Origin of the sequence: Mitsuokella sp. AF21-1AC, from assembly GCF_003458855.1 — a bacterium.
In the GTDB taxonomy this organism is placed as follows: Bacteria; Bacillota; Negativicutes; order Selenomonadales; family Selenomonadaceae; genus Mitsuokella.
In genome coordinates, this window is the sequence record NZ_QRVW01000006.1 from 69,553 (window position 1) to 95,829 (window position 26,277).

Genomic DNA, 26,277 nt, shown 5'->3' on the forward strand with positions numbered 1-26,277 from the left:
CATGCACATCAGAATCCTAGACAAGTATATATTCAGGGAAGTGTTCAAGGCTTTCCTCTTCGGCATCTGCGCGTTCTCGGCCGTATTCATCGGCTCCGGTACGCTCTTCAAGATTGCCAAGTACATCACCGACTACGGCGCTTCGCTGCCGGCCGTCGTCAAGATCTTCATTTTCGGGCTGCCGTCCGTTATCATGTGGACTTTCCCGATGTCCATGCTGCTCGCCACGCTGCTGACGTTCGGCCGTTTGTCGAGTTCCAGTGAGATCACGGCCATGAAATCCTGTGGTATCGGTTTTTACCGCATCGCGGCACCTGCCGTGCTCATGGGCCTCATCGTCAGCATCGGCGCCATCGCGTTCAACGAGTACGTGGTGCCGTGGGCCAATACGGCTTACCGCAACGTGCTCTACTATGAGATCCAGGGCAACAACGGCATGAAGTCCCAGGAACACATCATCCTCAAGGATATCGAGAACGGGAAGATCCAGCGCCTCGTCTACGCGCGCCGTTACGATGGCGATACACAGACGCTGCAGGGCGTGACGATGCAGGATTTCAACGAAGAGGGCAAGGTCCGTCACGTGGAGAATGCCGAGTACGCCGAGTACAGCATGGACAAATGGGTCATGCACAACGGCATGCTCTATGACATCTCGGAGGGCCAGAGCGAGCACAGCATGCGCTTTGATACGCAGGTGCTGCCGATCAAGGCCAATCCGAAGCAGATCGTGCGGGAACAGAAGGATCCGGAAGAACTCACGATGAAAGAACTGCGTGCTCAGATCAACATCATGAAGACGCAGTATGTCGATACGAACAAGCTTGAGGCAGAGCTCTATCAGCGCATCACGGTGCCGATGGCGAGCCTGATCTTCGCGCTCATCGGCGTGCCGCTGGGGCTGCAGCCGACGCGCAACAGTTCATCGGCCGGCTTTGCGATGAGCGTCATCATCATTTTCTTCTATTACGCGCTGATGACGATGGGCAATGCCCTGGCGCGCAGCGGCATGCTGGCGCCGCTTATCGCCGTCTGGATTCCGAATATTGTCGGACTGATAGCAGGCGTTATCCTCATACGCAGGGCATCCCGCTGATCCGGGGCCTGTCGCTGCGGGAGCAGAAAAACATTCAGGAAAGGTGGCAGAAACAGGATGTATGGTGTCCTTCTCATTGTAGTCTTGATCATCACTGGCGGAGCCATCGCTTTTATCGGTGACCGGCTCGGCACGAAGGTAGGCAAGAAAAAACTTTCCATCTTCGGCCTGCGTCCGCGTCATACATCAATCATTGTCACGATTTTTACCGGCGTGTGCATTACGACGCTGACGTTCGGTGTCATGGCAGCGACGTCGAAGAACGTGCGCACGGCTCTGTTCGGCATGGAAAAGCTCAATCAGCGCATGCAGACAACCCAGAACAATCTCAACCAGGTGTCGGCGGATCTCGCCGCTGCTCAGCAGGAGCAGGAAGCGGCCAATGCAGCGCTGGAGCAGTCGCATAAGGAGATTGCGGATCTTCAGGAGCAGCAGAAGTCGCTGGAGGAAGAATCGCGTCAGCTGCAGGAGGGCAACCGCCTCCTGGAGCTTGCCAAGCAGGAACTCATGCAGCGCAACGATGTGCTGGCTGCCGACAACGATAAGCTGGGGCAGCAGAACGATATGCTGCTCTCCGCCAATGACTCACTGACGAGCCGCAACGCTGAGCTTTCCGGCCGCAATGAGACACTGACGGCGGACAACAAGACGCTTGAGCAGCGTACCGAAGCGCTGCGCAATGGCCTCATAACGATTCGCGAGGGCGATATCATCTTCCGGGCCGGCGAGGTCATCGCCAGTGGTGTCATCCGTGGCAACCGTCCGGTCGCGGAAGTCGAGGCGGACATGCAGGCGCTCGCACAGCTCGCAAGCCGCAATGTATCGGCGCGTCTCGGACAGGATGTCTCGGACAAGGATGTCTGGATCTACAAGCCGGAATTCGAATCGGCCGTCCAGACCATCGCCAAGAGCCCGCAGGATATGGTCGTGCGCGTGGTGGCTGCCGGCAACCTGGTGCGCGGTGAAGAGGTTCGCGCTTCGCTGCAGCTTTACAAGAACAGTGTCATTTACCAGGACAAGGAATTCATCATCGCTCGCGCTTATCAGCTCAAGGGATCCAGCGGTGAGGCCGAGCAGACGGTCATGAGCTTCCTCAAGGAGGTCAATATCGCGGCTTCCGGCAAGGGAATCCTGCAGGATCCAATCCGCGGATCCGTGGGTGTCATGGATGGTGCTCAGTTCTACGACATCGTCAATGATCTGGCCGGCCGCCGCGGCACGGTGGTGCTCTCCGCCTACGCCCGCGGCAATACGGATGCACTTGGACCGTTGCGCCTCAATATCAAGGCCGAGCAGCTGCCCGACCAGCCCTGAAGGCGCTGAGCCGGGTGCGGGAGCACATGCAGATGAAGAAAAGTTCCGGGCCCGCAGCAGGCAGTTCTGCGCGGGCCCGTTTTCTATGGGAAAGTGAGGCAGGATGCATGGATGTAAAGCAACGAACGATTGCGGCGCTCGACCCCGGCCGCGACAAATGCGGCTTTGCCGTGTTGCGGCAGGATGGCCGCGTGCTCATGCAGCGCGTCATCGAGACGCAGCGCTTGGAAGCGGAGGTGCAGCAGGCACAGGCCGATTTTTCCTTTGAGGTGCTGGTGGAAGGGAACGGCACGACGAGCAAAGCCGCACGTAGCAGGATCCGCGAGGTCCTGCCGGATCTTCGCATCGAGGTCGTCGATGAATACCGCACGACGGACATGGCGAAGAAAGCCTACTGGCAGGCCAATCCGCCGCATGGCTGGCGACGCCTGCTGCCCGTCACGATGCAGGTGCCGCCAGTGCCTGTCGATGATTTCGTGGCCGTCATCCTTGGCCACCGTTATTTGGAGGAACACCATCATGAATGAGAAACAGCATCGTCCTGACTGGACGGAATACTTCCTGGACATTGCCAGAGCCGTAGGCCGCCGCGCCACTTGCCTGCGCCGCCGCTACGGCGCCATCATCGTCAAGGACAAGATTATCATCAGCACGGGATACAACGGCGCACCGCGCGGTGAGGCCAACTGCATCGACACGGGCATCTGCGAGCGCGAACGCCTCCACGTGCCGAAGGGACAGAATTATGAGCTCTGTGTGGCCGTGCATGCGGAACAGAATGCCATCATCAATGCGGACTCCGCCGCGATGGAGGGCGCGACCATCTACATCGTCGGCATCAATGCCGATGGCAGCCTGGCTTCAGGCAAGCCGTGCCTGCTCTGTCGCCGCATGCTGCGCAATGCCAAGCTCGCGAAGGTCGTTTATTACGAGACAGACGGCAGCGTCGTTTCCTGCCGCCCGGATGAGATCCATGACTGACCGATGTGCTGATTTCACAAGGCCTGACGGCATTTTCGAGAACCATCATCAGGGGCTGGAAGTGATTGACACTACTCTGGCGGTGCGTTAAAATAGATATGCTGTATGGTGTCCCATGAATGGGGCAGTTATGGATTTTGAAAAGGAGTGCGCTTGTATGCCAGACTATATGTTGGCGTTTGTCATCGCTGCCGGTGTGGCACTGTTGGTGACGCCAGGGGTCATTTGTTTTGCAGCGAAAACGGGAGCCATGGATGCTCCGGATCCGAGAAAGGTTCACAAGAAGCCGATTCCGCGCATAGGCGGCATTGGCATTTATTTTGCGTTCATGGTCGCTGTCCTCAGCGTCCTGTCCTTCACGGAAGTGACGCATGAGGTGATGACGGAGCTTATCGGGCTCATGGTCAGCGGCACTCTGATCGTGATTGTCGGTGTCATCGACGATTACAAGAATCTGCCGGCCAAGGTCAAGCTGCTGGGCCAGATCATTGCGGCCTGTGTGCTTGTCATTGCCTTCGACGTTCGCATCGACTTCATCACGGACCCGTTCGGCGATTATTTCTATCTCGAGTGGCTTGCCATTCCGGCGACGGTCTTCTGGCTGGTCGGGCTGACGAACACCGTAAACCTCATTGATGGTCTTGACGGCCTGGCAGCAGGCGTATCGACCATCGCATCCATCACGATTTTCCTCGTGGCCCTGCAGCAGGGCATCATGCTCGTGGCCGTGCTGACGGCTGCGCTTGCGGGCGCTGCCTTCGGGTTCCTTTATTACAATTTCAATCCGGCCAAGATTTTCATGGGGGATTCCGGCAGTCAGTTCCTGGGTTTCATGCTCGCGGGCATTTCGGTCATCGGTGCGGTCAAGAGTGCAGCGACGATTGCGCTCATCGTCCCGATCCTTGCCCTTGGCCTGCCCATCCTCGATACGACCTTTGCCATCGTGCGCCGCTACCGCGGTGGCGTGCCGATTTTCAAGCCGGATAAGGGTCATCTGCACCATCGCCTGCTCGATCTGGGCTTCTCGCAGCGCCAGGCTGTCCTGCTGATGTACGTCATCAGCGCGATGCTCGGTCTCAGCGCCGTGGCCCTGACGGAGGTCAGCAGCCAGATTGCTATAGCCATCGTTTGTGTCGTCGTTGTCGTCGTCCTGTTCGGCGCCAAGAAACTCGGCATATTCCATATGAATGATTCCGCGCATCAGCATTGAAGAGGAGGGGCTTGTAGTGGAAAAGAAGAAAATCAAGGTCATGACTGTGTTCGGCACGCGGCCGGAAGCCATCAAGATGGCGCCCATCGTGCTGGAACTCCAGAAGCATCCGGATACGATTGAGCCGGTGGTGGCCGTTACGGCACAGCACCGCGAGATGCTTGACCAAGTGCTGAATCTCTTTCATATCAAGCCGGATCACGATCTCAACATCATGGCGGCAGGCCAGACCTTGTTTGACATCACGACGAAGGCCATGTGCGGCCTCGATAAGGTCCTGACGGAAGAGAATCCGGATATCGTCCTCGTGCACGGTGATACGACGACGACCTTTGCCGGTGCTCTGGCCGCCTACTATCATCAGACGACGGTCGGCCATGTGGAGGCCGGTCTGCGCACGCACAACAAGTATTCGCCGTTCCCGGAGGAGATGAACCGCCGTCTCACGGGCTGCATTGCCGATCTCAATTTCGCCCCGACGGAGACGTCGGAGCAGAACCTCTTGGCAGAGAATGCAGCGCCGGAATCCATCTTCGTGACGGGCAATACGGTCATCGATGCTCTGCATCACACGGTACGTGATGATTTTTCCTTTGACGATGAGCTGCTGCAGCACGTGGATTTCGCTCATAAGCGCGTGATCCTTGTGACGACGCACCGCCGTGAGAATCTCGGCGAGCCGATGCGCCACGTCTATAAGGCACTGAAAGCTCTGACGGAAGAATTCGACGATGTGGAAATCGTCTTCCCCGTACACAAGAACCCAAAGGTGCGCGAGGTCGTCAATGCGGAACTCGGCGGCCTCGAGAAGGTCCATTTGATCGATCCGCTCGATTATGAGCCGTTCGCGAACCTCATGAACAAGGCGTATCTGATTCTGACGGATTCGGGCGGCGTGCAGGAAGAAGCACCGGCACTCGGCAAGCCGGTCCTCGTGCTGCGCGATACGACGGAACGTCCGGAGGCCGTGCTTGCTGGGACAGTCAAGCTCATCGGCACGGACCGTGAGCGCGTCTATGCGGAAGCGAAAAAGCTCCTGACGGACAAGGAAGAGTACAGCCGCATGGCCGAAGCGGTCAACCCGTATGGCGACGGCCAGGCAGCCCGCCGCATCATCCACGCCATCCTGTATCATTACGGACTGGCCGATGGCCGCCCGGATGTCTTTGAGAGCCACATCCGCTAAACGCATATCCAGCATGTCAAAGCAAGACAGGAAATGCATATCCCGTCTTGCTTTTTTATTTGTTTTGTCGGTTTGCATCGAATTGCAAAGACTACAGAGATAATAAAACGATAGGGGGAGAGGGAATGACGGAGAAGAAACCGAAAGAGCATGAGGATTCGCATGAGGGACTCAGGGCGGGACTGCATCAGGCGGTAAAGGCATTTGCCGTCTTGAGCGGCGTCGGCATCTACCTCGTGGTCTTTGTCGGCATCTGCCTGTTCCTCGGCGACCTTGCCGACCGCTTCCTGCTGGGGGATGGTTATGGTGGCAAACTGACCGGTATCCTGATCGGTTTTCCTGGTGCCTTTTACACGCTGTTCCGCCAGCTCAAGCGGAATGGCGTCGTTTGACGTCCGGATGTTCAAGGATTTTGCTTTTCTGGTAAAAAAGGCTTGCTATATCTTCTTTTATCGCATATAATAGTCCATGCGATGAATCAATAGAAAACAATACCGTTGATTTATCAAATAATAAACACTGTTTATTTACGGCATAAATCGTGATACAAAATGCAGATGACAAAGAACTTTTATCGAGCAGGAGTATGATGGATTTTGTCGAAATAAAAAAGATGGAGATTCATGATATCTCCGGTTTTCCTGTGATATTCATCGAAGACGGCGGGGTCGCTGTCAGAGGAGGAATATGAAACAACTTTTATCGGTATTCGTGAAGCGGCTGTCACTGGCTCTGGGAATCGCCACGCTCGTGATTGGTGCCGGGCTCTTTGCAAGAGGAGACGGGACACTCATCGCAGCGCTTTTCCTCGGGTATCTGACGGCACTGGTGTTTGTCTGGAATCAGGCATGGCGCCTCTGGCGCCTGACATTCCTGCGGCAGGGAGGCAAGCAGCAGATGCTCTGGGGCATGGTGCTCCGGATGCTCCTGCTCTTCCTGGTCCTGTTTGCGGCGGCAGCGATCTCCGTCGACGTCTTCAACGTCGTGGCAATCGGCTTTTTGACCTGCTACGGGCTGTCCCTGTTCCTGATGATCCACATGAATCTCGGTAAAAAATAACTCGGGTTTTACCTGGGAGGGAGGTATAGGTTATGCATGAAATCGGTGTTCGTGAAGTAGTGCATTGCGCCGGCTTGACGTTCAACTGGGAAACCCTGTGCATGACCTGGCTCACGATGGCGATTGTTATCCTGATTGCATGGCTGGCCACGCGGAATCTCAAGATGGTTCCGACGGGCTGGCAGAATGTGGTCGAGATCATCGTCACGGGGCTGGAAGCACAGGTCGACTCGATGATGGGCAAGCGAGGTCATTTCCTTGCGCCGTTCATCGTGTCGCTGTTCATGTTCCTGCTGGTGTCGAACTGGCTGGGACTTGTTCCTACGTTGTCTTCGCCGACGAACGACTTGAACACCACCTTGGGGCTGGCGCTCCTCGTCGTCGTGATGGTACATGTACTGGGCGTACATATGAAAGGCGGGCATTATATCGCTCATTTCTTTAAACCAACGCCAGTCTTTGTCATCATCAACGCCATCGAAGAAATCGCAAAGCCGATCACGTTGTCTTTCCGTCTATTCGGCAATATCTTGGCAGGTGAGATCCTGATCATCATCCTGCTCAAGCTGATGCCAATCTGGATGCCGATCCCGTCAGTTATCTGGCTGGCGTTCAGTATCTTCATCGGCGGAGTCCAGGCCTTCATCTTCACGATGCTGACAATGGCGTATCTCGCCAATGCCGTCAAGGAAGATGAAGAAGAGTCGTAATGTCGAAAATGGTTCAAGGAACATTCATTCAATCTTTCACTTTCTTTTTACTTTAAGGAGGATCTTTTCATGGAAAACGCAATCATGGTAGCAGCAGCTCTGGTCGGTGCAGGTGTTTGCATGGGCTTGGCAGCAGTCGGTGCAGGTCTTGGTGATGGTCTCGTCACGAGCCGCTTCATCGAAGGTATCACGCGTCAGCCGGAAGCACAGAGCAAGCTCTTCACGAACACGCTGATTTCCGTAGGTCTGATCGAGTCCATGGCCATCATTGCGACGGTCGTAGCCCTGATCATGCTCTATGCTAACCCGCTCATCAAATAATTCCATTTTTTGATGAAAAACGTAAAAGGGAGGCATAGCAATTGATAGATATCAATGCCACATTGATCGCTCAGATCTTGAACTTCTTGATCTTAGTGGGAATCCTTCGCGCGTTTGCCTATAAACCGGTTATCCGCATGCTCAAGGCTCGTCAGGACAGGATCCAGGAAAGCTTGAACAAAGCGGATTCCGACGTCGCTGAAGCGGACAAGCTGCTTGCCGAGTACAAGGCAAAGCTTGCTGAGGCCAACGCGAAAGCCGAGACGATCGTCATGAACGCAGAAAAGCGCGCCAGTGAAGAACGTGAGGCAAAACGTGAGGAGATGAAGCGTGAGATCGAGCAGATGCGCAAGGCTGCCCAGGCTGAGATCGCACGCGAGCGCGAGCATGCCGTCGAGCAGATGCGCGCTGAGATGATTACGCTGTCCATGGCGGCAGCCGGTAAGATCATTGCCAAGAATATCGACAAATCCGAGAACGAGGCACTCGTTGCGGAATTCGTCGACAAGCTCAACAAAGACAAGATTGGTGATTTGCCATGCTAAACATACAGCTTGCACGGAAGTATTCCCGCGCGATCTTCGAGATTGCACAGGAAGAGGATAAGCTTGTGGAGTATGGCAAGGAGCTCGATGCCGCACGCGAGGGACTGGAGTCCGTGCCGCAGGCCATTGAATTCCTCTCCAATCCACAGGTCGAGCCGAAGGTGAAGAAGGACCTCTTGAAGAAATGCTTCAAGCAGGAACTCTCGCAGAATGTGTACCATTTTCTGCTGTTATTGGTTGACAAGCATCGCTTTGCCCTGCTGCCGGCCATCACGGAAGAGTACCGCGCACTTTCAAATGAGGCCAGAGGCATCCTGATCGCAGATGTAACGACGGCTTCTGCTGCGACGAAGAAGCAGCAGAAGGCCATTGCCGAGAAGCTCGAGAAGGTGACGGGCAAGAAAGTGGAGCTCCGCCTCCATGAGAACAAGGCCCTCATCGGCGGCGTCGTCGTCCAGATCGGCGACCGCCGCATCGACGGCAGTGTAGCGGGCCGTCTTGCCACGCTGAAGAAACAATTACTGGCTAACGAGTGATGAAACTGGGGTGACAGCGAAGTTATGAAAATGAATCCGGAAGAAATAACGGCCATCATCAAAGACCAGATCAAGAACTACGATGTGGATCTCAATGTCGATGATGTTGGTTCGGTTATCGAAATCGGTGACGGCATCGCGCATATCCATGGCCTCGAGAAGGCAATGGCGGGCGAGCTGCTCGATTTCGGCAATGATATTTATGGTTTGGTCCTGAACCTTGAGCAGGACAACGTCGGTGCCGTTATCTTAGGCGGTGAGACGAAAATCAAAGAGGGCACGCAGGTCAAGCGTACGGGCAAGATCATGCAGGTTCCTGTCGGTGAGGCCATGATCGGCCGCGTCGTTGATGCACTCGGCCGTCCGATCGATGGTAAAGGCAAGATTAACGCCGAGACTACGCGTCCGGTTGAGTATCCGGCACCGGGCATTGCAGATCGCAAACCGGTCAAGGAGCCTCTGCAGACGGGTATTAAGGCCATCGATGCCCTCGTACCGATCGGCCGTGGCCAGCGTGAGCTCATCATCGGTGACCGTGGTATTGGTAAGACGGCAATCGCCATCGATACGATCCTCAATCAGCATGACCAGAATTGTATCTGCGTCTACGTTGCCATCGGCCAGAAGGCCTCGACGGTTGCGCGTGTCGTCAAGACGCTCGAAGAGCGCGGCGCCATGAAGTACACGATCGTCGTCGCGGCAACGGCTGCTGATTCCTCGCCGCTGCAGTACCTGGCACCGTATGCCGGTGTTGCCATGGCGGAGCACTTCATGTATCAGGGCAAGGCTTGCCTCTGCATCTACGATGACCTCACGAAACATGCAGCTGCATACCGCGCCATGTCCCTGCTGCTCAGAAGACCGCCAGGACGTGAGGCATATCCGGGCGATGTATTCTACTTGCATTCCCGTCTGCTCGAGCGCGCAGCCAAGCTCAACGATGAACTCGGCGGCGGCTCCATCACGGCACTGCCAATCATTGAGACGCAGGCTGGTGACCTTTCTGCTTATATCCCGACGAACGTCATCTCCATCACTGATGGTCAGATCATGCTCGAGACGGATGCATTCTATTCCGGTATCCGTCCGGCTATCAACGTCGGTCTTTCCGTATCGCGTGTCGGTGGTTCGGCTCAGATCAAGGCTATGAAGCAGGTCGCTGGTACGATGCGACTCGATCTCGCTCAGTATCGCGAACTCGCAGCGTTCTCGCAGTTCGCCTCGGACCTCGACAAGGAGACGAAGGCACAGCTCGACCGTGGCGCACGCATGGTCGAGACGCTGAAGCAGGCTCAGTACAGCCCGCTGCTCGTCCAGGATCAGGTCATGATCATCTACACGGCTGTCAAGGGCTATCTTGCGGATATTCCCGTGGAGAAGGTTGTCGATTTCCAGAAGGATTTCCTGGCCTTCATGCACACGCAGCATCCGGAAGTCGCACAGAAGATCATCGAGCAGAAGAAGCTGGATGATGCTCTTGAGACGCAGCTCAAGCAGGCCATCGAGGAGTTCAAGGAAACTGTACCGTATAAAATGGCATAAGGCGAGGTGATTCTTTTTGGCTAGTTTACAGGATATTCGCCATCGCATCAGGAGTGTAAAGAGTACCAAGCAGATCACGAGTGCCATGAACATGGTCGCCACGAGCCGTCTGCGTCACGCCAAAGAGGCTGCGACGTCGAATCGTCCCTATGCAGAAAAGGTCAGCGAAGTCGTTCATGCCATCGCGAAGAATGCGGGTACGGATTTCTCGCATCCCCTGCTTGAAACGCATAAAGACGGCAAGAAGCTCATCTTCCTCATCACGTCGGACAAGGGCCTCGCAGGTGCGTATTCTTCGAATGCCTGCAAAGAGGCGGAAGCCCTCATCGAGAAGGAAGACGATACGGAGTTCGTCATTGTCGGCCGCAAAGGCGTCGGTCATTTCAAGAGCCGGGGCTATAAGGTCATTCAGGAATACATCGGCATCAGCGAGCGTCCTACACCAGAGAAGGCACATGAGATTGCAATGTCGCTCATTGACCTTTACAAGAGCGGTAAGTATCGTGAAGTGACGATGATCTATACGAAATTCGTTTCCGCAATCAGCTGCGAGCCGAAGTCGGGAGCAATCCTCCCGTTTGCACCGCTGGAGGCTGCGGAAGAAGATACCCTGCATACGGAGTACATCTATGAGCCGGACGCAGCTACGGTGCTCGGCTTCATGCTTCCGCAGTACCTCTTCACGGTTATCTACGCGGCACTTTTGCAGTCGGCAGCCAGCGAGCTCTCGTCGCGCATGAACGCGATGAGCAACGCGACGGACAATGCAGAAGACCTCATGGACAAGCTGAACCTGCACTACAACAAGGTACGTCAGGCTGGCATCACCCGCGAGATCACGGAGATTGTCGGCGGCGCCGAAGCCCTCAAATAAGGGCATATAAGGAGGTTTACCATTGGCAAAAGGTAAAGTCGTACAGGTCATCGGACCTGTCGTAGATATCGAATTCCCGGCAGGTGAACTGCCGGCAATTCTCAACGCAGTCACCATCAAGGGCGAGACGAGCGTCAAGATTGACCTCGTGGTCGAAGTCATGCAGCACCTCGGCGACAGCGTGACGCGCTGCATCGCCATGAGCTCGACGGATGGTCTGATGCGTGGCATGGAAGCTGTCGACACGGGCCATCCAATCATGGTCCCGGTCGGCACGGAATGCCTCGGACGCGTATTCAACGTCCTTGGTCAGACGGTTGACCACAATCCGGCTCCAGTTGGCAACAAGGAGTTCTGGCCGATTCATCGCCCGGCTCCGAAGTTCGACGAGCAGGAGACGAGTGCACAGATCCTTGAGACGGGCATCAAGGTCGTTGACCTCATCGCCCCGTACTCGAAGGGTGGCAAGACGGGCCTCTTCGGCGGCGCAGGCGTCGGCAAGACGGTCCTCATCATGGAGCTCATCCACAACATCGCGACGGAGCACGGCGGTTATTCCGTATTCGCCGGCGTCGGCGAGCGTACGCGTGAGGGCAACGATCTCTGGGGTGAAATGACGGAGTCGGGCGTCATCGACAAGACGGCTCTCGTTTACGGCCAGATGAACGAGCCCCCTGGAGCACGTATGCGCGTTGCTCTGACGGGCCTCACGATGGCAGAGTACTTCCGCGATGTCCAGCATCAGGACGTGCTCCTCTTCATCGATAACATCTTCCGTTTCATCCAGGCAGGTTCCGAGGTTTCGGCACTTCTCGGCCGCATGCCGTCGGCCGTCGGTTATCAGCCAACGCTGTCCACGGATATCGGTGCTCTGCAGGAGCGCATTACGTCGACGAAGAATGGTTCCATCACGTCGGTCCAGGCTGTCTATGTCCCGGCCGATGACCTCACGGACCCGGCACCGGCTGGTACGTTTACGCATCTCGATGCCACGACGGTCCTTTCGCGTCAGATTGCAGAGCTCGGTATTTATCCGGCCGTCGATCCGCTCGATTCCACGAGCCGTATCCTCAATGCAGAGGTCCTTGGCGAGGAGCATTACCAGGTTGCCCGCGGCGTCCAGGCTGTACTCCAGAAGTACAAGGAACTCCAGGATATCATCGCCATCCTCGGTATGGAAGAGCTTTCCGATGAGGATAAACTGACGGTATCGCGTGCCCGCAAGATTCAGCGTTTCCTCTCGCAGCCGTTCTTCGTTGCAGAGGTATTCACGGGTTCGCCGGGCAAGTACGTGCCGCTCAAGGAGACGGTACGCGGCTTCAAGGAGATTCTCGAGGGCAAGTACGATGACCTGCCGGAGAATGCATTCTACATGGTCGGCACGATCGATGAGGCAGTGGAGAAGGCACGGAAGATCAAAGAGGAGGAGTAATCGATGGCGACTATCAAGCTAGAGATTGTCTCTCCGGATAAAGTGGTCTACACGAACGACATCAGCATGCTGATCGTCCGTTCGACGGGCGGTGAGCTCGGCATCCTGCCGCACCATGCGCCGCTCGTGACGGGCCTGGTGCCGCATGCCATGCGCGTGCGCCTCGGCGTTGACCGCGACGAGCAGCTCATCGCAGTGGCCGGCGGCTTCATGGAAGTCACGCCGGAAAAGATCACGGTGCTCGCCACGGCTGCCGAGCAGCCGATTGATATCGATATCAACCGCGCCAAGGAGGCCATGGCCCGCGCCAAGGCCCGCATCGAGGCGTTCCATCAGCATACGCCGGAATCGAAGGATATCGATGTGGAACGGGCGGAACTCGCCCTGCAGCGCGCCATCGCGCGTCTGCGTGCCACGAAAACAGAGTTTGAAGACTGATCCGGTCATACAGGACTTGAAAACTGCTGCGCGAAGCAAATGCTCTGCGCAGCGTTTTTTTTTGTACGGGAAAAGCCGCAGTGCATGCGCACGGGGAGGACAGCAAAGCCCTGGCTATGATATAATAAACAAAGTTTTTGCGATATACACACGTGAGTACATGGAAAGGGCGTTATGTATGGAGTTATTGGATATCAATACCTTGGGGTTCCTCGTATTTTTCGGCTTTATGGCAGCGTTCATCGATTCCGTTGTCGGCGGTGGCGGGCTGATTTCCATCCCGGCCCTCATGTGGACGGGCCTGCCGCCGCTTACGGTGCTCGGCACGAATAAGGTTGCGGCCGTCATGGGCGCGTTCACAAGCTTCGTGACCTTCGTGCGCTCGGGCAAGGTCGACGGCTGGCTCATCCGCCGCCTGTTCCCTATCTCTTTGATCGGCTCGGCCGTCGGCGTGCTGGCCGTGCGTCAGATCCCTTCGGAATTCCTGCGCCCGCTCGTCGTCGTCATGCTGATCCTCGTGCTCATCTACAGCGTGCTCAAGAAGGATTGGGGCAAGGAGTCCACTTACAGCGGCATGAGCACGCGTCTGCTCGCGCTCTCGGGGGTGGTCGCCTTTACTTTTGGCTTCTATGATGGCTTCTTTGGCCCGGGCACGGGTTCCTTCCTGCTGTTTGCCTTCCTGATGGTCGGTTTCGATTTCCTCGGTGCGGCGGCCAATGCGCGCGCGCTGAATTTTGCCAGCAACATCGCGGCGGCCGTGCTGTTTAGTTATTTCGGCATCGTGGACTTTGCGCATGCCATCCCGATGGGCCTCTCGATGATCGTCGGGGCCTGGTGCGGTGCGCGCGTTGCGCTGTCCAAGGGTGCCGGCTACGTGCGGCCGCTCTTCATCATCATGACGACGGTCCTCATCGGCAAGCAGTTGCTGGAGCTTTTCAAGTGAGCGATGGCAGGGGATCTGCCCTGAGGAAAGTTTTCTTGCTTTTATACGCGAATAACCGTAAAATAGAAAAGTACTAATCTATATCTGAATCATGGTGAAAGGTGATTGACTATGAGCATTTTTTCGCGATTCCTGCCGAAAAAGAAACCGGTAGAGATCAAAAATAATATCCCGAAGGAAAAAGCGAACATAAAGAAGACGTTCGGCATCTACTGCCACAGCCATCATGGCACCTCGGGCGACAAGCTCTGCCCGAAGTGCACGGCGCTTCTCGCAACGGTCATGACGAAGATGAACCGCTGCCCCTATGGCATCACGAAGCCCATCTGCGACCGCTGTGACCGTCCGTGCTTCGGCGCCAAGCAGACGCAGGAATTCCTCAAGATCATGAACAGCACGCAGAAGCGCATGTTCCTGCGCCATCCGGTCATGACGTTCAAGCACAAGCTGGCCAGCATGGGCGTCGATTACGCGAAGTATCAGCAGCAGAAGAAGCTTGACGATAAAGTCAAGGCCAAGGAGAAGGCATCGAAGGAGCGTGCCAAGGAGCGCAAGGGGAAGAAATAATCTCCGCATTTTGCGATGCATGACGAGGGAGCGGTTTCTTTGTTCTGGAAACGACACGCCAAGGCAATCATGAATATCCTGGTTGCCTTGCTCGTACTGGCTGCCATATATGCGAAGATGGAGACGGAAGGGACGGAATCCCTGGTGCGCACCAGGGATGGCTATATCCTGATAGGATCCGTGGTTGTCCTCATCGTGCTTCATCGCTTGACGAAGCGGCAGCAGAAAAAATAATGGTACGACCTGTGGATAACTCGGCTGTTTGCGGCGCAGTTATCCACATTTTTATGCACATTTTCAACAGAAGCGGTGGATAACCCGCATCTGCATGTGGAAAAGAGAAAGGATGGATGGCAGATTGCCGGGAAACGATCAAAGGAAGGAGAAACGGGCGCATCACGCCCCGATTGCCGAGGCCATGCGTGCCTACGCAGAGGATGGGGCACTGGCGTTCCACACGCCGGGGCATAAGCAGGGACTCGGCGCGCATGCGCTGCTGCGCAAACTCGTGACGCCGGAGGGGCTGCGCGAGGAAGTCTCGCTGATGGAAGAGCTCGATGACCTGCATGAGCCGACCATGTGCATTCGCGAGGCACAGGAACTCGCAGCTGAGCTTTACGGTGCCGATCAGGCCTACTTCATGATCAACGGCACGACGGGAGCCATCCATGCCATGCTGATGGGCAGCCTTTGTCCCGGCGACACGGTGTTCGTGCCGCGCAATGCGCATCGTTCGGTGATCGGCGGCCTGATCCTCTCGGGGGCCAGGCCGGTCTTCATCCAGCCGGAAATCGATGAGCGGCTCGGCATCGCCATGGGGCTGACTGCGGCCGCAGTCAAAGCCGCCATTGACGCGCATCCGGAAGCGCGGGCTCTCGTGCTCGTCCACCCGACGTATTACGGCGTGACGTTTGATCTTTCGGTGCTGGCGAAGCTCGTCCATGCGCACGGCATGCTGCTGCTCGTTGACGAGGCCCATGGCCCGCATCTGCGTTTCAGCGGGGAATTGCCGCCGCAGGCGCTTGACTGCGGTGCGGATATCGTCGCGCAGAGCACGCACAAGATGCTGGGCTCCATGACGCAGACCTCGATATTGCTCGCCAAGGGGCCGCGCGTTCATTTTGAACGCCTGCGCGAGGCGGCAAGCCTGCTGCAGTCCACGAGCCCCAATCAGCTGCTGCTCGCATCCCTTGACATCGCGCGGCTGCAGATGGCAGAGGACGGGGAGAGGCTCGTGGGCCGTGCCGTACGCCTGGCACGGCAGCTGCGCGCCGGCATCAATGAGATCGATGGTCTCTGGTCCTTCGGCCCTGAATACGTCAGGCGTCCGGGCGCCTCGGCCCTCGACGAGACGAAGGTTACGGTCACGGTGACAGGCCTCGGCCTGACCGGTGTCGAGGCCGAAGCCATCCTGCGCCATACGTACAAGATTCAGTGTGAACTCTCCGATGCGCGCAACGTGCTCTTCATCATTTCCTATGCCGACACGGAGCGCGAGACGTCTTATCTGCTCCATGCGCTGCAGGAGCTGGCCGCACATCACCGCTCAGGAGACGGAGAGGGCAGATTCGATGTGCCGCCGCTGCCGCCTTTGCCTGGCGTCGGCTGCTCGCCGCGTCTGGCCTTCTTTGCCCGCAAGGAGCCGGTGCCCTTTGCGGCGGCCGCAGGACGTGTGGCGGCTGAACAGGTCATGTTTTACCCGCCGGGCATCCCCATTCTCTGCCCCGGTGACCACATCGACGAGGCGAGCCTGCATTACATCCGGTATATGCAGGAACTCGGACTCAAGGTCGTGGGGCCGCAGGACGCCTCCCTGCAGCATCTGCAGGTTCTGGTGGATGACTCCACGCATGTACAGGATGAAGAAAAGAGATATGGATATGAATAAGGGAAAACTCATCATCATTGAAGCCGGAGACGGCTCGGGCAAGGCTACGCAGACCAAAGCGCTCTACGAGCATCTGCGCCGTGACGGCCACCGCGTCCATCGCGTGGAATTCCCCGATTATGCCTCAGATGCCTCCATGCCCGTGCGCATGTACCTGCGGGGGGACTTCGGCGGCCATGCGGAAGATGTCAATGCCTATGCCGCGTCGACCTTCTTTGCCGTGGACCGCTACGCCTCTTTCCGCATGAAATGGAAATCGTTTTACGATGCCGGCGACATCATCCTGGCTGACCGCTACACGACCTCGAATATGGTCCATCAGGCCATCAAGCTCACGGATGAGGACGAGCGCAAGGCGTTTCTCGACTGGCTCTGGGACTTTGAATTCACGAAGCTCGGCCTGCCCGTGCCGGACAAGGTCGTCTTCCTCGACATGGACCCTGCTGTCGCGGACCACCTGATCGCTGCCCGTGCGGCCAAGATGCAGACGGAGAAGGACATCCATGAACGCGATACGGACTACCTGCACCGCTGCCATGCGGCCTATGTCAGCCTGGCCCGGCAGTACGGCTGGGCGCGCGTGGCCTGCAGCGAAGGCGGCGAGCCGCGTGCCATCGAAGCAATCCATCGGGACGTCTATGCGGCTGTTCAATCGGTATTGGCGTAAATTGCATTTCATCGAACAGGAAAGGAACGACATGATTAAAGAAGTATTGGTGGTCGAGGGCAAAATGGATGTCGTGGCCATCGACAAGGCAGTCGAAGCCGACTGCATCATCACGGAAGGCTTCAATTTGAAGCCGCAGGCTTTGAAAAACATCGAACAGGCTTACAAGAAACGGGGCATCATCATCATGACGGACCCGGATTCGGCAGGGGAACGCATCCGCAAATTCCTGTCGAAACGTTTCCCCGAGGCCAAGCACGCGTTCGTGCCGGTCGAGGAAGCGACGGCTCATGACGATATCGGCATCGAGCAGGCGAAGCCGGAGGCCATCCGCAAGGCACTCGCGAAAGTTCGCACGCTCGACTGGGAGCCGAAGCAGATCTTCTCAGGTGCCGATCTCATCATTCACGGCCTTTCGGGTGCACCAGAGGCTTCTTCGCGCCGGGCGCGCCTTGGCGAGAAACTCGGCCTCGGCTTTGCCAATGCCAAGACGTTCCTGACGCGCCTCAATCATTACGGCGTGAGCCGCGAGGAATTTGACCGCGCCATCGCCGAGATGGCACAGGAAGACGAAGAACACGCAGGAAAGCAGGAGGGAATCTGATGAACGCAGAAGACGAGAAGGTATTGCAGCCCAAGATCGCGAGCCGTGAGGTAACGACGCACATCCTCAAGGCCTTTGGTCTGCGCATGAGCAAGAAGCTCGGCCAGAACTTCCTCATCGATGCCCGCATTGTACAGGGTATCGTCGATGCTGCCGAAATCAAGCCGGGCGACCGGGTGCTGGAGATCGGACCGGGCATCGGCACGCTGACGCAGGGCCTTGCGGAGGCCGGGGCCGAGGTCACGGCCGTCGAGCTTGACAAGAAGCTGCCCGCCGTGCTCAAGGAAACGCTCAAGGCCTACGACAACGTCACGATCGTGCCGGGCGATATCCTCAAGGTCAATATCCCCGAGATCATGGGCGAAGGACCGTTCAAGGTCGCGGCCAACCTGCCGTATTACATCACGACGCCGATCCTCATGACGCTGCTCGAACGCCGCCTGCCCATCACGCACATGGTCACGATGGTCCAGAAGGAAGTGGCGGAGCGCATGACCGCCAAACCGGGTTCACGCATCTATGGGGCACTCTCGGTTGCCGTCCAGTATTACACGGAACCGGAAATCGTGCTCGATGTGCCGCCGCGCTCGTTCATCCCCGCGCCGGAGGTCATGAGCGTCGTTGTCTCGTGCCGCGTCCGCCGGAAGCCGGCCGTAGATGTCCAGGATGAAAAGCTCTTCTTCCGCGTCGTCAAGGCCGCCTTCGGACAGCGCCGCAAGACGCTGGCCAATGCCCTGCGCGGCGCCGGCTTCCCGAAGGAGCAGGTCCGCGACGCCCTTGAATCTGCCGGCATTGACCCGATTCGCCGCGGCGAGACGCTCACGCTCGCGGAGTTTGGCCAGCTGGCCGATGCCTTTGCCGCGCAGAAAAATGCATAAAACATTTGCTAGTATGACGCTTTTGTTATAGAATACCTTTGTAACACTAGGAATAAGCAAAGAAAGTAGGTATGATAATGGCAGCAACAGCCTGGTCAATCCTCCCGCCAATCATCACGATCGTCTTGGCACTGTGGACCAAAGAGGTCTACATGTCTCTGATCATCGGCATTTTCTCGGGAGCACTGCTCTTCACGGGCGGCAACGTCCTCACAGCAATCCTCACGATGTTTGAGGTCATGGCCGATAAAGTCGGCAGCAACGTCAACATCCTCGTTTTCCTCGTCATCCTCGGCATCCTCGTGGCCGCCATCACGCGCTCGGGCGCAACCAGGGCGTATGGTGACTGGGCCGTCAGGACCATCCACGGCCCGCGCAGCGCGCTGCTCCTGACGGCGCTGCTCGGCGTCGTCATCTTCATCGATGACTACTTCAACTGCCTGACGGTTGGCACCGTCATGCGCCCGGTCACCGACAAGTTCAAGATTGCGCGCACGAAGCTCGCGTACATCATCGATGCGACGGCCGCACCGGTCTGCATCATCGCTCCCGTCTCGAGCTGGGCAGCCGCCGTCGGCTCCTCCCTGCCGGAAGATACGACCATCGACGGCTTCGCGCTCTTCCTGCACACGATTCCCTTCAATCTCTATGCCTGGCTCACGATCCTCTTCATGGTCTTCATCATCTGGACGGGGCGCGATTTCGCAGCCATGGGCAAGAGTATCCTCGCCAACAAGAAGCATTTTGAGATTCCGAAGGAATATCAGGATACCGATGAATCCCAGATCAAGCATGAGGATCAGGGGCATGGCAAGATGATCGATCTGCTGCTGCCATTGCTCGTCCTCATTGCCGCCTGCATCTTCGGCATGCTCTACACGGGCGGCATCTATGAGGGCAAGAGCGTCGCAGAGGCCTTTGCGAACTGCGATTCCTCGAAATCCCTTGTGCTCGGCTCCTTCATCGCCTTCGTCTTCACGGGCTTTTTGTATCTGCCGCGCCGCATCGTCACGTTCAATGCGTTCTGTGACAGCTTCGGCTGGGGCTTCAAGGCCATGACGCCGGCCATCTTCATCCTCTGCCTGGCCTGGACGCTTTCGGGCATCTGCAGCAAGGAATACCTCGACCTCGGCGGCTTTGTCGGCGCCGTCGTCAGCGCGCATGCCTCGATCATCCTGTTCCTGCCGCCGATTTTCTTCCTCGTGGCCATCGGCCTGGCCTTCGCGACGGGAACCTCGTGGGGGACGTTTGGCATCCTCATCCCGATTGCCATCGCCGTGCTCGGCACGAATGACCCCAACATGCTCGTCGTCTGCGTTGCCGCCATCCTTTCGGGCGCTGTCGGCGGCGACCATGCTTCGCCGATTTCCGATACGACCATCCTGGCTTCTGCGGGTGCACAGTGCCACCATATCGACCACGTCAGCACGCAGATTCCTTATGTCGCAGTGGTGGCATCCTGCTGTTTCCTCGGCTACCTCGTGGACGGCTTTACGGCAAACGGCTGGCTTGGCCTTGTGACGGCTCTCATCTGCCTGAGCATCTGCATGGCCTATATCCTGGCCCGTGTCCCAGCAATCGCCAATGATGAGGATCAGCACTGATTCCCGTCGCATCCCTGATATTCTCTGATGGAAAGAAAGGCAGCGATACACATGATTTACACGTATCAGACAAAGGGCACGTGCTCCCGCCGCATCCAGGTCGAGCTCGATGGCAAGACCATCAGGCACGTCTCCTTTGAGGGCGGCTGCAACGGCAACCTCAAGGGCATCTCGAAGCTCGTCGAGGGCCTCGATATCGATTTTGTCATCGGACGCTTCAAGGGCAATACCTGTGGCGCGCGTCCGACATCCTGCCCCGACCAGCTGGCCAAGGCCCTGCAGGCCGCTTACGAAGCTGAGCAGAAAGGCTGAGGTGGCTCATGATCTTCGACAGTCACAGCCATACGGCCTTCTCAGCTGACTCTGAGATGCGGGCGCAGGATGCTCTGAAGAACGCGCAGGAGCGCGGCGTCGGCATCGTCTTCACGGAGCATCTCGACCTCGACTATCCGGGGGAGCTTGACTTTACCTTTGATCCGCATGCCTACTGGCAGGCATATGAGCCGCTGCGGGGCGAGGGCGTCCGCCTTGGCGTGGAGATCGGCATGTGGGAGCAGACGCGAGAGCGCAGCGCAGCCTTTGCCAAAGAGGTGCCGTTCGATCTCGTCATCGGCGCCATCCATCTCGTCGACGGCGACGATATCTACTACCCGGAATTCTATGCGGGCCGTCAGAAGGCGGAGGTCTACCATCGCTATTATGAACAGATGGCAGAAAATCTTCGCCGTCACGACTTTGTCGACGTGCTCGCGCATATCGACTACATCGCGCGCTATGCGCCGTACGATAATCCGGAAATCTCGTATGGAGATTTCCGCGAGGACATCGATGACGTGCTGCGCGCTGTCATCGAGACGGGAACGGTGCTCGAGCTCAACACGCGCCGCCTCGGCAGCCGCCGCGCACTCAAGGAACTCGTGCCCGTCTACCAGCGCTACCGGGAACTCGGCGGCCGCTATGTGACGGTGGGTTCCGATGCCCATACGGCCGATGCCGTCGCCTGCCATTTCCACACGGCGGAAGAGCTTGTGGACACGCTGGGGCTGCAGATTGTCACGTTCTGCAGCCGCCAGCTGGAATTCTGCCAGCAAAGCTGAACATCACTTGCAGCATTCTATTGCATAGAGGTGCTGCGGCAACAGGCAAAATACCTGCTGCCGCGGCACCTCTATTTTTTTTGATGAATTGTTATTTTGACCTATTGACATTTTGACCATTTGAGCTATAATAAGAATTGTAAAGAGGAAAGGGAACCGCAAGGAACCCGGAACTCCACGATGAAAATGTTTCCAAAAAGTTCCCGGGCAGCGAGCACCGCTTCGGGTGTGCCGCTCAGGCAAGCTTGCAGAAAGGGGATTTTGATTATGTTTGGTTTAGTTCCATTTGTATCCGGTAAAGATCTGGCAAGAGAAGAAAATGATTTCGACCGCCTGTTTGATGTCTTTGACGAACCGTTCCTGACGAACTTCAAGGCACCGGATTTCAAGGTCGATGTCAAGGATAACGGCGACAGCTACGATCTCATGGCTGAGCTGCCGGGCCTCAAGAAAGAGAACATCTCCTTGAGTTATAAAGACAACTACCTCACCATTGCGACGAAGCAGGATGAGAATGAAGATAAAAAGGACGAGAAAGGCAATTATGTGCGCCGTGAACGCCGCACGAGTTCCATGAGCCGCTCCTTCTACATCGACAACATCGATGAGACGAAATGCCAGGCCGATTACAAGGATGGCGTCCTCTGTGTCCACATGCCGAAAAAGACGGAAGAATCCGCCGCAGGCCATACGATTGCCATCAATGGCTGATGCCGGCTTGAATACCATTACTTTAGCTTTCCCTCATAACTCTCTCTAACGATAAAAAGAGCGGGGACCGCAGATCTTGCGGTCCCCGCTCTTTTGTACATAAGAGGAGGAGCGGGAGAGGCAGGGAACATGCCGTGTCCTTACTCATGGCCTTGGAAAATGGTCCCGGGTAAGGTTGGCCAGTCGCACGAGCGTCAGCATGACGGGAACTTCCGTGAGCACGCCGACGGTTGTCGCGAGTGCAGCGGGACTTGTCACACCGAACAGGGCAATCGCTACGGCCACGGCCAGCTCAAAGAAATTCGACGCACCGATGAACCCGGCCGGTGCCGCGATGGAAAAGGGCAGGCGCAGCAGACAGCAGGCGCCGTAGGTCAGGCCGAAAATCAGGAACGTCTGCAGGATCAGTGGCACGGCAATCAGCAGGATGTGCAGCGGATTCTCAAGAATGATTTGGGCTTGTGAGCTGAAGATGATGACGAGTGTGAGCAGGAGGCCTGCCGTCGTGATGCCGTCAAAGGAATGAACGAATTCCTGTTCGAAATAAGCAAGGCCTTTTTTCCGCACGACGAAGAGGCGCGTGGCAACGCCTGCGGCGAGCGGAATGACGACGAACAGGAAGATACTCAGGAAGAGCACATCGTACGGGACGCTGACATGTGAGACGCCCAGCAGGAATTTGACGATGGGCACGAAGGCCACGAGAATGATGAGGTCATTCGTGGCGACCTGGACAACCGTATAGGCCGGATTGCCGCGTGTCAGCGTGCTCCAGACAAAGACCATGGCCGTGCAGGGCGCGGCTCCCAAAAGGACGGCTCCTGCCAGATAGGAGGTCGCAAGATCTGCGGGCAGGAGCGGACGGAACAGGACGAAGAAGAACGCATACGCGAGTGCATACATCGTGAATGGCTTGATGAGCCAGTTGGCAATCCAGGTGACGAAGAGCCCCTTCGGTGCCCGGCCGACCGCACGGATGCTCTCAAAATCGACCTTGATCATCATGGGGTAGATCATCAGCCAGATCAGGATGGCGATGGGGATGGAAATGCCGTCAATCTCCATCTTCCCGAGGGCGGCGGGAATGGCCGGCAGGAAATGGCCGATGGCGACACCGGCAAGCATGCAGAGCAGTACCCAGACTGTCAGGTACCGCTGGAAGAAATTGATGGGACTGCTGTTTTGCGAACGCATGGCAAAAGACTCCTTATAAATAGACAGATTGAAATATATGAATTAAAAAGGGATAAAACCAGGAGCTCAGTCCTGGCAGCGGCAGTTTTTTCCGGGGACAGTTGCCGATACGTGCTGCAGCTCTGAGAGCCAGCTGGAAATTTCCTTTATGGTATCGGCCTGCAGCGTATAATAGACCCATTTGCCGTCCTTGCGGCTCCGGACCAGACTGGCATCACAGAGAATCTTCATGTGATGGGAGAGCGTGGGCTGGGAGAGATTGAGATTCTCAAGCAGGACACAGGCACATTGCTCCCCCTGCTGCAACAGCTGCAGGATATGCAGACGGTTGGTATCGCCCAGGGCTTTGAATACCTTTACGCGTTGTGCGGATGATATCATGTTGTATCTTCCTTTCCTTCATCGATCTCTTGTTTTCATTATAGATAATACATTTACATACGTCAATATATAAGAGAGAATGATGGCACTGATGTGGTATTTCATATGAATACATAAATATTAATTATAATTAAGAAGATGATTATAACATAAAATTTGCATTATATTTTGCTTTGACAGTTGATAATGAGTTTCTGTTTTGATAATATGGTAGAAAAGAAAATGGATGGTAATGAGTATCAATTGTGAAAAAGAGAGGGAAAGACACATTATGAAAAAGAGATTCATCCAACGTCAAATCGCGTTGGCCGTAGTAGGCGGCTGTCTGTTTGCACCGTTTTCGATGCATTCTGCTTTAGCGGCCGATGAAGCAGTCTATGATTCTGGTGCGGTTGATATCTATGCCGCCAAGGATGCCGAACCGGCGCCAGCGGTGGAAGAGAAGGCAGCTCCCGAAGCACCTTGTGTGGAACCGGTAGCAGAACCGGAGCAGCCGACTGAGAATGCCTATGCAGGCGGTCAGGTGGCCAAGAATGTTGACCTTGGCATCCTGGGGGATAAGCCGGCACTTGATGCGCCGTTCAGCATCACGGGGTATACGGAGCAGACCATTGAGAACAAACAAGTCACGCAGGTGGCAGACCTCATCGCCAATGATCCATCCATCAGCAATCAGACGCTGTCGGGCGTTTCGAGCGCCTGGAATATCCGCGGCTTCAAGGCGCAGCAGCAGGATGTCCAGCTCAATGGTCTTTACGGTGTGGCGCCGCGCTTCTACGGCGGCATCGAAGGCGTCGAGCGCGTCGATGTGCTCAAGGGACCGAGTGTCCTTCTGGCCGGTATCGCACCGAACGGCTCGCTGGGCGGCACGGTCAACTACGTCACGAAGCGAGCAGATCAGGAACCGCTGACGCGCCTGACTCTCTCATTCGGCGACGGCACGATCTTTACGCAGCACCTCGATATCGGCCGCCGCACGGACGATGGCAAGGCTGGCCTGCGCATCAACATCCTCAACCGCAATGGTGAATCTTCCCTCGACGAGCACAATCGCACTTCATCCATCACGATTGGCACCGATTACAAGACGGACCGCTGGCGCACGAGCTTCGATTTCGGCTCGGTCTACAACAAGGTTTCCGATCAGCAGTATCAGCTGACGATCGGTGCCGGTGCCCTCAAGACGATGAACAACATGTTCCGCGTGCCGCGCGATACGAAATTCGGCGCGGATGGCGGCTATCGCTCCATCCATGAAAATTACGGCATGATCCACAGTGAATACGACCTGAACAAGGATTGGACGGCGTATTTCTCGTATGGCCTGCGCAATACGAAGATGGAGTACTTCTACAACAATTTCAAGCTGTCGGATGCCCTGGGCAATGCTACGATGCAGTACAATTACAACAATCAGGCCAACAAAGCGGATTCCGGCGAAGTCGGCGTGCGCGGCAAAGTCTTTACGGGTGACTGGAAGCATGAGCTGACGCTCTCGGCCAACCGCATCCACTACACCCGCTACATGAATAACCGCAAGGTGGGGTCGTCACTCAAGACGAACCTCTGGAACATTGATTTCCAGACGCCGGAAAACCCGTATTCCTGGTCTGAGCCGAAAAATGATGAGAATACCTTCACGGGCATGGCCATCTCCGATATCATCTCATCGCCGAACGAGAAATGGCAGCTCATCATGGGTGCCCGCGAGCAGAATGTCAAGGTCGATACGTACAATACGAAGACCGGTGCCGTCAAAACGCATTACGATGAATCCGTCTTTACGCCGGCCTTTGCCGCCGTCTACAAGCCGCGCAAGAATGTCTCGCTCTATGCCAACTACATGCAGGGCCTCGATGCCGGTGATTCCGTCGTCTCGGATACGACGGCCAAGAACTACGGCGAAGCCTTTGCACCGTTCAAGACGAAGCAGTATGAGGTCGGCGTCAAATACGACTTCGGCAAATGGGCAACGACACTCGCCGGTTTCGATATCCAGTCGCCGACGCTGATCAGTGACGGTGCCGGTTATTACTCCCCGAGCGGCGAGATCCGTCATCGCGGCATTGAGTGGAATGTCTACGGTGAGCCGCATCAGGGCACGCGCATCATGGGTGGCATCATGTTCCTCGATGCGAAATACCGCAATACGCAGGACGGCCAGTACGACGGCAACCGCGTGGCCGCAACCTCGCGCTGGAATGCCGTATTCGGTCTCGAGCAGGACATCCCGTCAGTGCCGGGTCTGACGCTCACGACGAATCTCACGTACAACAGCGATGCCTATACGAACGAGAGCAACAGCTTCCGCGTTTCGCCATGGGCTACCTGGGACATGGGTGCCCGCTACAAATTCAAGGCCGGCCACATCCCCATGACGCTGCGCGGTGATGTCTACAACATCACGAACCGCAATTACTGGCGTGCACTCATCAATGACGGCGTCTTCCTCGGCAAGTCGAGGACGTTCATGCTGTCGCTGAGTGCCGATTTCTGAAT

The 26,277-nt window shown here is 56.5% G+C and carries 30 protein-coding genes; 28 read left to right on the plus strand and 2 right to left on the minus strand.

The window, feature by feature from the left end:
* Window position 1 precedes the first annotated feature (1 nt).
* The 27 genes from DWX75_RS03530 (at window position 2) to DWX75_RS03660 (ending at window position 22,203) form a co-directional block, all read left to right on the plus strand.
* Window positions 2-1,096, plus strand: coding sequence for an LptF/LptG family permease (locus tag DWX75_RS03530; RefSeq protein ID WP_118014957.1), 1,095 nt, complete (start codon window positions 2-4; stop codon window positions 1,094-1,096).
* A 57-nt stretch (window positions 1,097-1,153) separates the two neighbouring features.
* Window positions 1,154-2,410 carry a DUF3084 domain-containing protein gene (locus DWX75_RS03535; RefSeq protein ID WP_118014958.1) on the plus strand — a complete coding sequence of 419 codons (1,257 nt, stop codon included), beginning with the start codon at window positions 1,154-1,156 and terminating at the stop codon, window positions 2,408-2,410.
* 107 nt (window positions 2,411-2,517) lie between these two features.
* Window positions 2,518-2,937 (plus strand): pre-16S rRNA-processing nuclease YqgF, encoded by a 420-nt coding sequence (locus tag DWX75_RS03540; RefSeq protein WP_118014959.1) that lies wholly within the window; start codon window positions 2,518-2,520, stop codon window positions 2,935-2,937.
* Entirely contained in the window at window positions 2,930-3,391 is a 462-nt protein-coding gene (locus DWX75_RS03545; protein ID WP_118014960.1) for a dCMP deaminase family protein, read from the plus strand. The genes DWX75_RS03540 and DWX75_RS03545 overlap by 8 nt, the downstream gene beginning before the upstream one ends.
* A 157-nt stretch (window positions 3,392-3,548) precedes the next feature.
* On the plus strand, window positions 3,549-4,601 hold the full coding sequence (locus DWX75_RS03550) for an MraY family glycosyltransferase (protein WP_118014961.1): 1,053 nt from the start codon (window positions 3,549-3,551) through the stop codon (window positions 4,599-4,601).
* A 40-nt stretch (window positions 4,602-4,641) separates the two neighbouring features.
* Entirely contained in the window at window positions 4,642-5,787 is a 1,146-nt protein-coding gene (gene wecB / locus DWX75_RS03555; protein ID WP_233519462.1) for a non-hydrolyzing UDP-N-acetylglucosamine 2-epimerase, read from the plus strand.
* A gap of 125 nt (window positions 5,788-5,912) precedes the next feature.
* The gene (locus DWX75_RS03560; protein WP_118014963.1) at window positions 5,913-6,179 is read left to right on the plus strand and encodes an AtpZ/AtpI family protein; all 267 of its coding nucleotides are present in this window, start codon (window positions 5,913-5,915) and stop codon (window positions 6,177-6,179) included.
* Between the two features lie 295 nt (window positions 6,180-6,474).
* The gene (locus DWX75_RS03565; protein WP_118014964.1) at window positions 6,475-6,846 is read left to right on the plus strand and encodes a hypothetical protein; all 372 of its coding nucleotides are present in this window, start codon (window positions 6,475-6,477) and stop codon (window positions 6,844-6,846) included.
* A 32-nt stretch (window positions 6,847-6,878) separates the two neighbouring features.
* Window positions 6,879-7,556, plus strand: coding sequence for a F0F1 ATP synthase subunit A (gene atpB, locus DWX75_RS03570; RefSeq protein WP_118014965.1), 678 nt, complete (start codon window positions 6,879-6,881; stop codon window positions 7,554-7,556).
* 69 nt (window positions 7,557-7,625) lie between these two features.
* Window positions 7,626-7,877: a F0F1 ATP synthase subunit C gene (gene atpE / locus DWX75_RS03575; RefSeq protein ID WP_118014966.1), complete on the plus strand. Its 252-nt coding sequence runs from the start codon at window positions 7,626-7,628 to the stop codon at window positions 7,875-7,877.
* 41 nt (window positions 7,878-7,918) lie between these two features.
* Window positions 7,919-8,422: a F0F1 ATP synthase subunit B gene (gene atpF, locus DWX75_RS03580; protein ID WP_118014967.1), complete on the plus strand. Its 504-nt coding sequence runs from the start codon at window positions 7,919-7,921 to the stop codon at window positions 8,420-8,422.
* Window positions 8,416-8,958 (plus strand): ATP synthase F1 subunit delta, encoded by a 543-nt coding sequence (gene atpH, locus DWX75_RS03585; RefSeq protein ID WP_118014968.1) that lies wholly within the window; start codon window positions 8,416-8,418, stop codon window positions 8,956-8,958. Before atpF ends, atpH begins: the two co-directional genes overlap by 7 nt.
* Window positions 8,959-8,982: 24 nt before the next feature.
* Window positions 8,983-10,500 (plus strand): F0F1 ATP synthase subunit alpha, encoded by a 1,518-nt coding sequence (gene atpA, locus DWX75_RS03590; protein ID WP_118014969.1) that lies wholly within the window; start codon window positions 8,983-8,985, stop codon window positions 10,498-10,500.
* 16 nt (window positions 10,501-10,516) lie between these two features.
* Entirely contained in the window at window positions 10,517-11,374 is an 858-nt protein-coding gene (atpG, locus tag DWX75_RS03595) for an ATP synthase F1 subunit gamma (protein ID WP_118014970.1), read from the plus strand.
* Between the two features lie 22 nt (window positions 11,375-11,396).
* A complete protein-coding gene (gene atpD / locus DWX75_RS03600; RefSeq protein WP_118014971.1) occupies window positions 11,397-12,806 on the plus strand; it encodes a F0F1 ATP synthase subunit beta in 1,410 nt (469 codons plus the stop codon).
* A gap of 3 nt (window positions 12,807-12,809) precedes the next feature.
* Window positions 12,810-13,244: a F0F1 ATP synthase subunit epsilon gene (locus tag DWX75_RS03605; protein ID WP_118014972.1), complete on the plus strand. Its 435-nt coding sequence runs from the start codon at window positions 12,810-12,812 to the stop codon at window positions 13,242-13,244.
* A gap of 178 nt (window positions 13,245-13,422) precedes the next feature.
* A complete protein-coding gene (locus tag DWX75_RS03610) occupies window positions 13,423-14,187 on the plus strand; it encodes a TSUP family transporter (RefSeq protein WP_118014973.1) in 765 nt (254 codons plus the stop codon).
* Between the two features lie 111 nt (window positions 14,188-14,298).
* On the plus strand, window positions 14,299-14,754 hold the full coding sequence (locus DWX75_RS03615) for a nitrous oxide-stimulated promoter family protein (RefSeq protein ID WP_118014974.1): 456 nt from the start codon (window positions 14,299-14,301) through the stop codon (window positions 14,752-14,754).
* Between the two features lie 39 nt (window positions 14,755-14,793).
* Complete coding sequence (locus DWX75_RS03620; protein WP_147671519.1) at window positions 14,794-14,988, plus strand: hypothetical protein; 195 nt, start codon at window positions 14,794-14,796, stop codon at window positions 14,986-14,988.
* A 112-nt stretch (window positions 14,989-15,100) separates the two neighbouring features.
* Entirely contained in the window at window positions 15,101-16,642 is a 1,542-nt protein-coding gene (locus DWX75_RS03625) for an aminotransferase class I/II-fold pyridoxal phosphate-dependent enzyme (RefSeq protein WP_118014976.1), read from the plus strand.
* Window positions 16,635-17,309, plus strand: a complete 675-nt coding sequence (locus DWX75_RS03630) for a thymidylate kinase (protein ID WP_118015003.1) — start codon at window positions 16,635-16,637, stop codon at window positions 17,307-17,309. Before DWX75_RS03625 ends, DWX75_RS03630 begins: the two co-directional genes overlap by 8 nt.
* 31 nt (window positions 17,310-17,340) lie before the next feature.
* A complete protein-coding gene (gene rnmV, locus DWX75_RS03635) occupies window positions 17,341-17,913 on the plus strand; it encodes a ribonuclease M5 (protein WP_118014977.1) in 573 nt (190 codons plus the stop codon).
* Complete coding sequence (gene rsmA, locus DWX75_RS03640; RefSeq protein ID WP_118014978.1) at window positions 17,913-18,791, plus strand: 16S rRNA (adenine(1518)-N(6)/adenine(1519)-N(6))-dimethyltransferase RsmA; 879 nt, start codon at window positions 17,913-17,915, stop codon at window positions 18,789-18,791. Before rnmV ends, rsmA begins: the two co-directional genes overlap by 1 nt.
* Before the next feature lie 77 nt (window positions 18,792-18,868).
* Window positions 18,869-20,395, plus strand: coding sequence for a Na+/H+ antiporter NhaC family protein (locus DWX75_RS03645; RefSeq protein ID WP_118014979.1), 1,527 nt, complete (start codon window positions 18,869-18,871; stop codon window positions 20,393-20,395).
* Window positions 20,396-20,446: 51 nt separating this feature from the next.
* Window positions 20,447-20,707: a TIGR03905 family TSCPD domain-containing protein gene (locus tag DWX75_RS03650; protein WP_118014980.1), complete on the plus strand. Its 261-nt coding sequence runs from the start codon at window positions 20,447-20,449 to the stop codon at window positions 20,705-20,707.
* An 8-nt stretch (window positions 20,708-20,715) separates the two neighbouring features.
* The gene (locus tag DWX75_RS03655; RefSeq protein ID WP_118014981.1) at window positions 20,716-21,492 is read left to right on the plus strand and encodes a histidinol-phosphatase HisJ family protein; all 777 of its coding nucleotides are present in this window, start codon (window positions 20,716-20,718) and stop codon (window positions 21,490-21,492) included.
* Window positions 21,493-21,759: 267 nt separating this feature from the next.
* Window positions 21,760-22,203 carry an Hsp20/alpha crystallin family protein gene (locus tag DWX75_RS03660; RefSeq protein ID WP_118014982.1) on the plus strand — a complete coding sequence of 148 codons (444 nt, stop codon included), beginning with the start codon at window positions 21,760-21,762 and terminating at the stop codon, window positions 22,201-22,203.
* 144 nt (window positions 22,204-22,347) lie between these two features.
* Here DWX75_RS03660 and arsB read toward each other — a convergent pair whose 3' ends face one another.
* Both arsB and DWX75_RS03670 read right to left on the minus strand, forming a co-directional pair.
* On the minus strand, window positions 22,348-23,397 hold the full coding sequence (gene arsB / locus DWX75_RS03665) for an ACR3 family arsenite efflux transporter (RefSeq protein WP_118014983.1): 1,050 nt from the start codon (window positions 23,395-23,397) through the stop codon (window positions 22,348-22,350).
* Between the two features lie 66 nt (window positions 23,398-23,463).
* On the minus strand, window positions 23,464-23,778 hold the full coding sequence (locus tag DWX75_RS03670) for a helix-turn-helix transcriptional regulator (RefSeq protein WP_118014984.1): 315 nt from the start codon (window positions 23,776-23,778) through the stop codon (window positions 23,464-23,466).
* Between the two features lie 271 nt (window positions 23,779-24,049).
* Here DWX75_RS03670 and DWX75_RS03675 point away from each other — a divergent pair, with 271 nt between their 5' ends.
* Entirely contained in the window at window positions 24,050-26,275 is a 2,226-nt protein-coding gene (locus DWX75_RS03675) for a TonB-dependent siderophore receptor (protein ID WP_118014985.1), read from the plus strand.
* Window positions 26,276-26,277 lie beyond the last annotated feature (2 nt).

What these genes read in the sequence shown, in the direction of transcription:
- DWX75_RS03530 (WP_118014957.1), top strand. Translation starts at nt 2, where the DNA reads ATGCACATCAGAATCCTAGACAAGTATATATTCAGGGAAGTGTTCAAG.
- DWX75_RS03535 (WP_118014958.1), top strand. Translation starts at nt 1,154, where the DNA reads ATGTATGGTGTCCTTCTCATTGTAGTCTTGATCATCACTGGCGGAGCC.
- DWX75_RS03540 (WP_118014959.1), top strand. Translation starts at nt 2,518, where the DNA reads ATGGATGTAAAGCAACGAACGATTGCGGCGCTCGACCCCGGCCGCGAC.
- DWX75_RS03545 (WP_118014960.1), top strand. Translation starts at nt 2,930, where the DNA reads ATGAATGAGAAACAGCATCGTCCTGACTGGACGGAATACTTCCTGGAC.
- DWX75_RS03550 (WP_118014961.1), top strand. Translation starts at nt 3,549, where the DNA reads ATGCCAGACTATATGTTGGCGTTTGTCATCGCTGCCGGTGTGGCACTG.
- wecB (WP_233519462.1), top strand. Translation starts at nt 4,642, where the DNA reads ATGACTGTGTTCGGCACGCGGCCGGAAGCCATCAAGATGGCGCCCATC.
- DWX75_RS03560 (WP_118014963.1), top strand. Translation starts at nt 5,913, where the DNA reads ATGACGGAGAAGAAACCGAAAGAGCATGAGGATTCGCATGAGGGACTC.
- DWX75_RS03565 (WP_118014964.1), top strand. Translation starts at nt 6,475, where the DNA reads ATGAAACAACTTTTATCGGTATTCGTGAAGCGGCTGTCACTGGCTCTG.
- atpB (WP_118014965.1), top strand. Translation starts at nt 6,879, where the DNA reads ATGCATGAAATCGGTGTTCGTGAAGTAGTGCATTGCGCCGGCTTGACG.
- atpE (WP_118014966.1), top strand. Translation starts at nt 7,626, where the DNA reads ATGGAAAACGCAATCATGGTAGCAGCAGCTCTGGTCGGTGCAGGTGTT.
- atpH (WP_118014968.1), top strand. Translation starts at nt 8,416, where the DNA reads ATGCTAAACATACAGCTTGCACGGAAGTATTCCCGCGCGATCTTCGAG.
- atpA (WP_118014969.1), top strand. Translation starts at nt 8,983, where the DNA reads ATGAAAATGAATCCGGAAGAAATAACGGCCATCATCAAAGACCAGATC.
- DWX75_RS03605 (WP_118014972.1), top strand. Translation starts at nt 12,810, where the DNA reads ATGGCGACTATCAAGCTAGAGATTGTCTCTCCGGATAAAGTGGTCTAC.
- DWX75_RS03610 (WP_118014973.1), top strand. Translation starts at nt 13,423, where the DNA reads ATGGAGTTATTGGATATCAATACCTTGGGGTTCCTCGTATTTTTCGGC.
- DWX75_RS03615 (WP_118014974.1), top strand. Translation starts at nt 14,299, where the DNA reads ATGAGCATTTTTTCGCGATTCCTGCCGAAAAAGAAACCGGTAGAGATC.
- DWX75_RS03625 (WP_118014976.1), top strand. Translation starts at nt 15,101, where the DNA reads ATGGATGGCAGATTGCCGGGAAACGATCAAAGGAAGGAGAAACGGGCG.
- DWX75_RS03630 (WP_118015003.1), top strand. Translation starts at nt 16,635, where the DNA reads ATGAATAAGGGAAAACTCATCATCATTGAAGCCGGAGACGGCTCGGGC.
- rnmV (WP_118014977.1), top strand. Translation starts at nt 17,341, where the DNA reads ATGATTAAAGAAGTATTGGTGGTCGAGGGCAAAATGGATGTCGTGGCC.
- rsmA (WP_118014978.1), top strand. Translation starts at nt 17,913, where the DNA reads ATGAACGCAGAAGACGAGAAGGTATTGCAGCCCAAGATCGCGAGCCGT.
- DWX75_RS03645 (WP_118014979.1), top strand. Translation starts at nt 18,869, where the DNA reads ATGGCAGCAACAGCCTGGTCAATCCTCCCGCCAATCATCACGATCGTC.
- DWX75_RS03650 (WP_118014980.1), top strand. Translation starts at nt 20,447, where the DNA reads ATGATTTACACGTATCAGACAAAGGGCACGTGCTCCCGCCGCATCCAG.
- DWX75_RS03655 (WP_118014981.1), top strand. Translation starts at nt 20,716, where the DNA reads ATGATCTTCGACAGTCACAGCCATACGGCCTTCTCAGCTGACTCTGAG.
- DWX75_RS03660 (WP_118014982.1), top strand. Translation starts at nt 21,760, where the DNA reads ATGTTTGGTTTAGTTCCATTTGTATCCGGTAAAGATCTGGCAAGAGAA.
- arsB (WP_118014983.1), bottom strand. Translation starts at nt 23,397, where the DNA reads ATGCGTTCGCAAAACAGCAGTCCCATCAATTTCTTCCAGCGGTACCTG.
- DWX75_RS03670 (WP_118014984.1), bottom strand. Translation starts at nt 23,778, where the DNA reads ATGATATCATCCGCACAACGCGTAAAGGTATTCAAAGCCCTGGGCGAT.
- DWX75_RS03675 (WP_118014985.1), top strand. Translation starts at nt 24,050, where the DNA reads ATGAAAAAGAGATTCATCCAACGTCAAATCGCGTTGGCCGTAGTAGGC.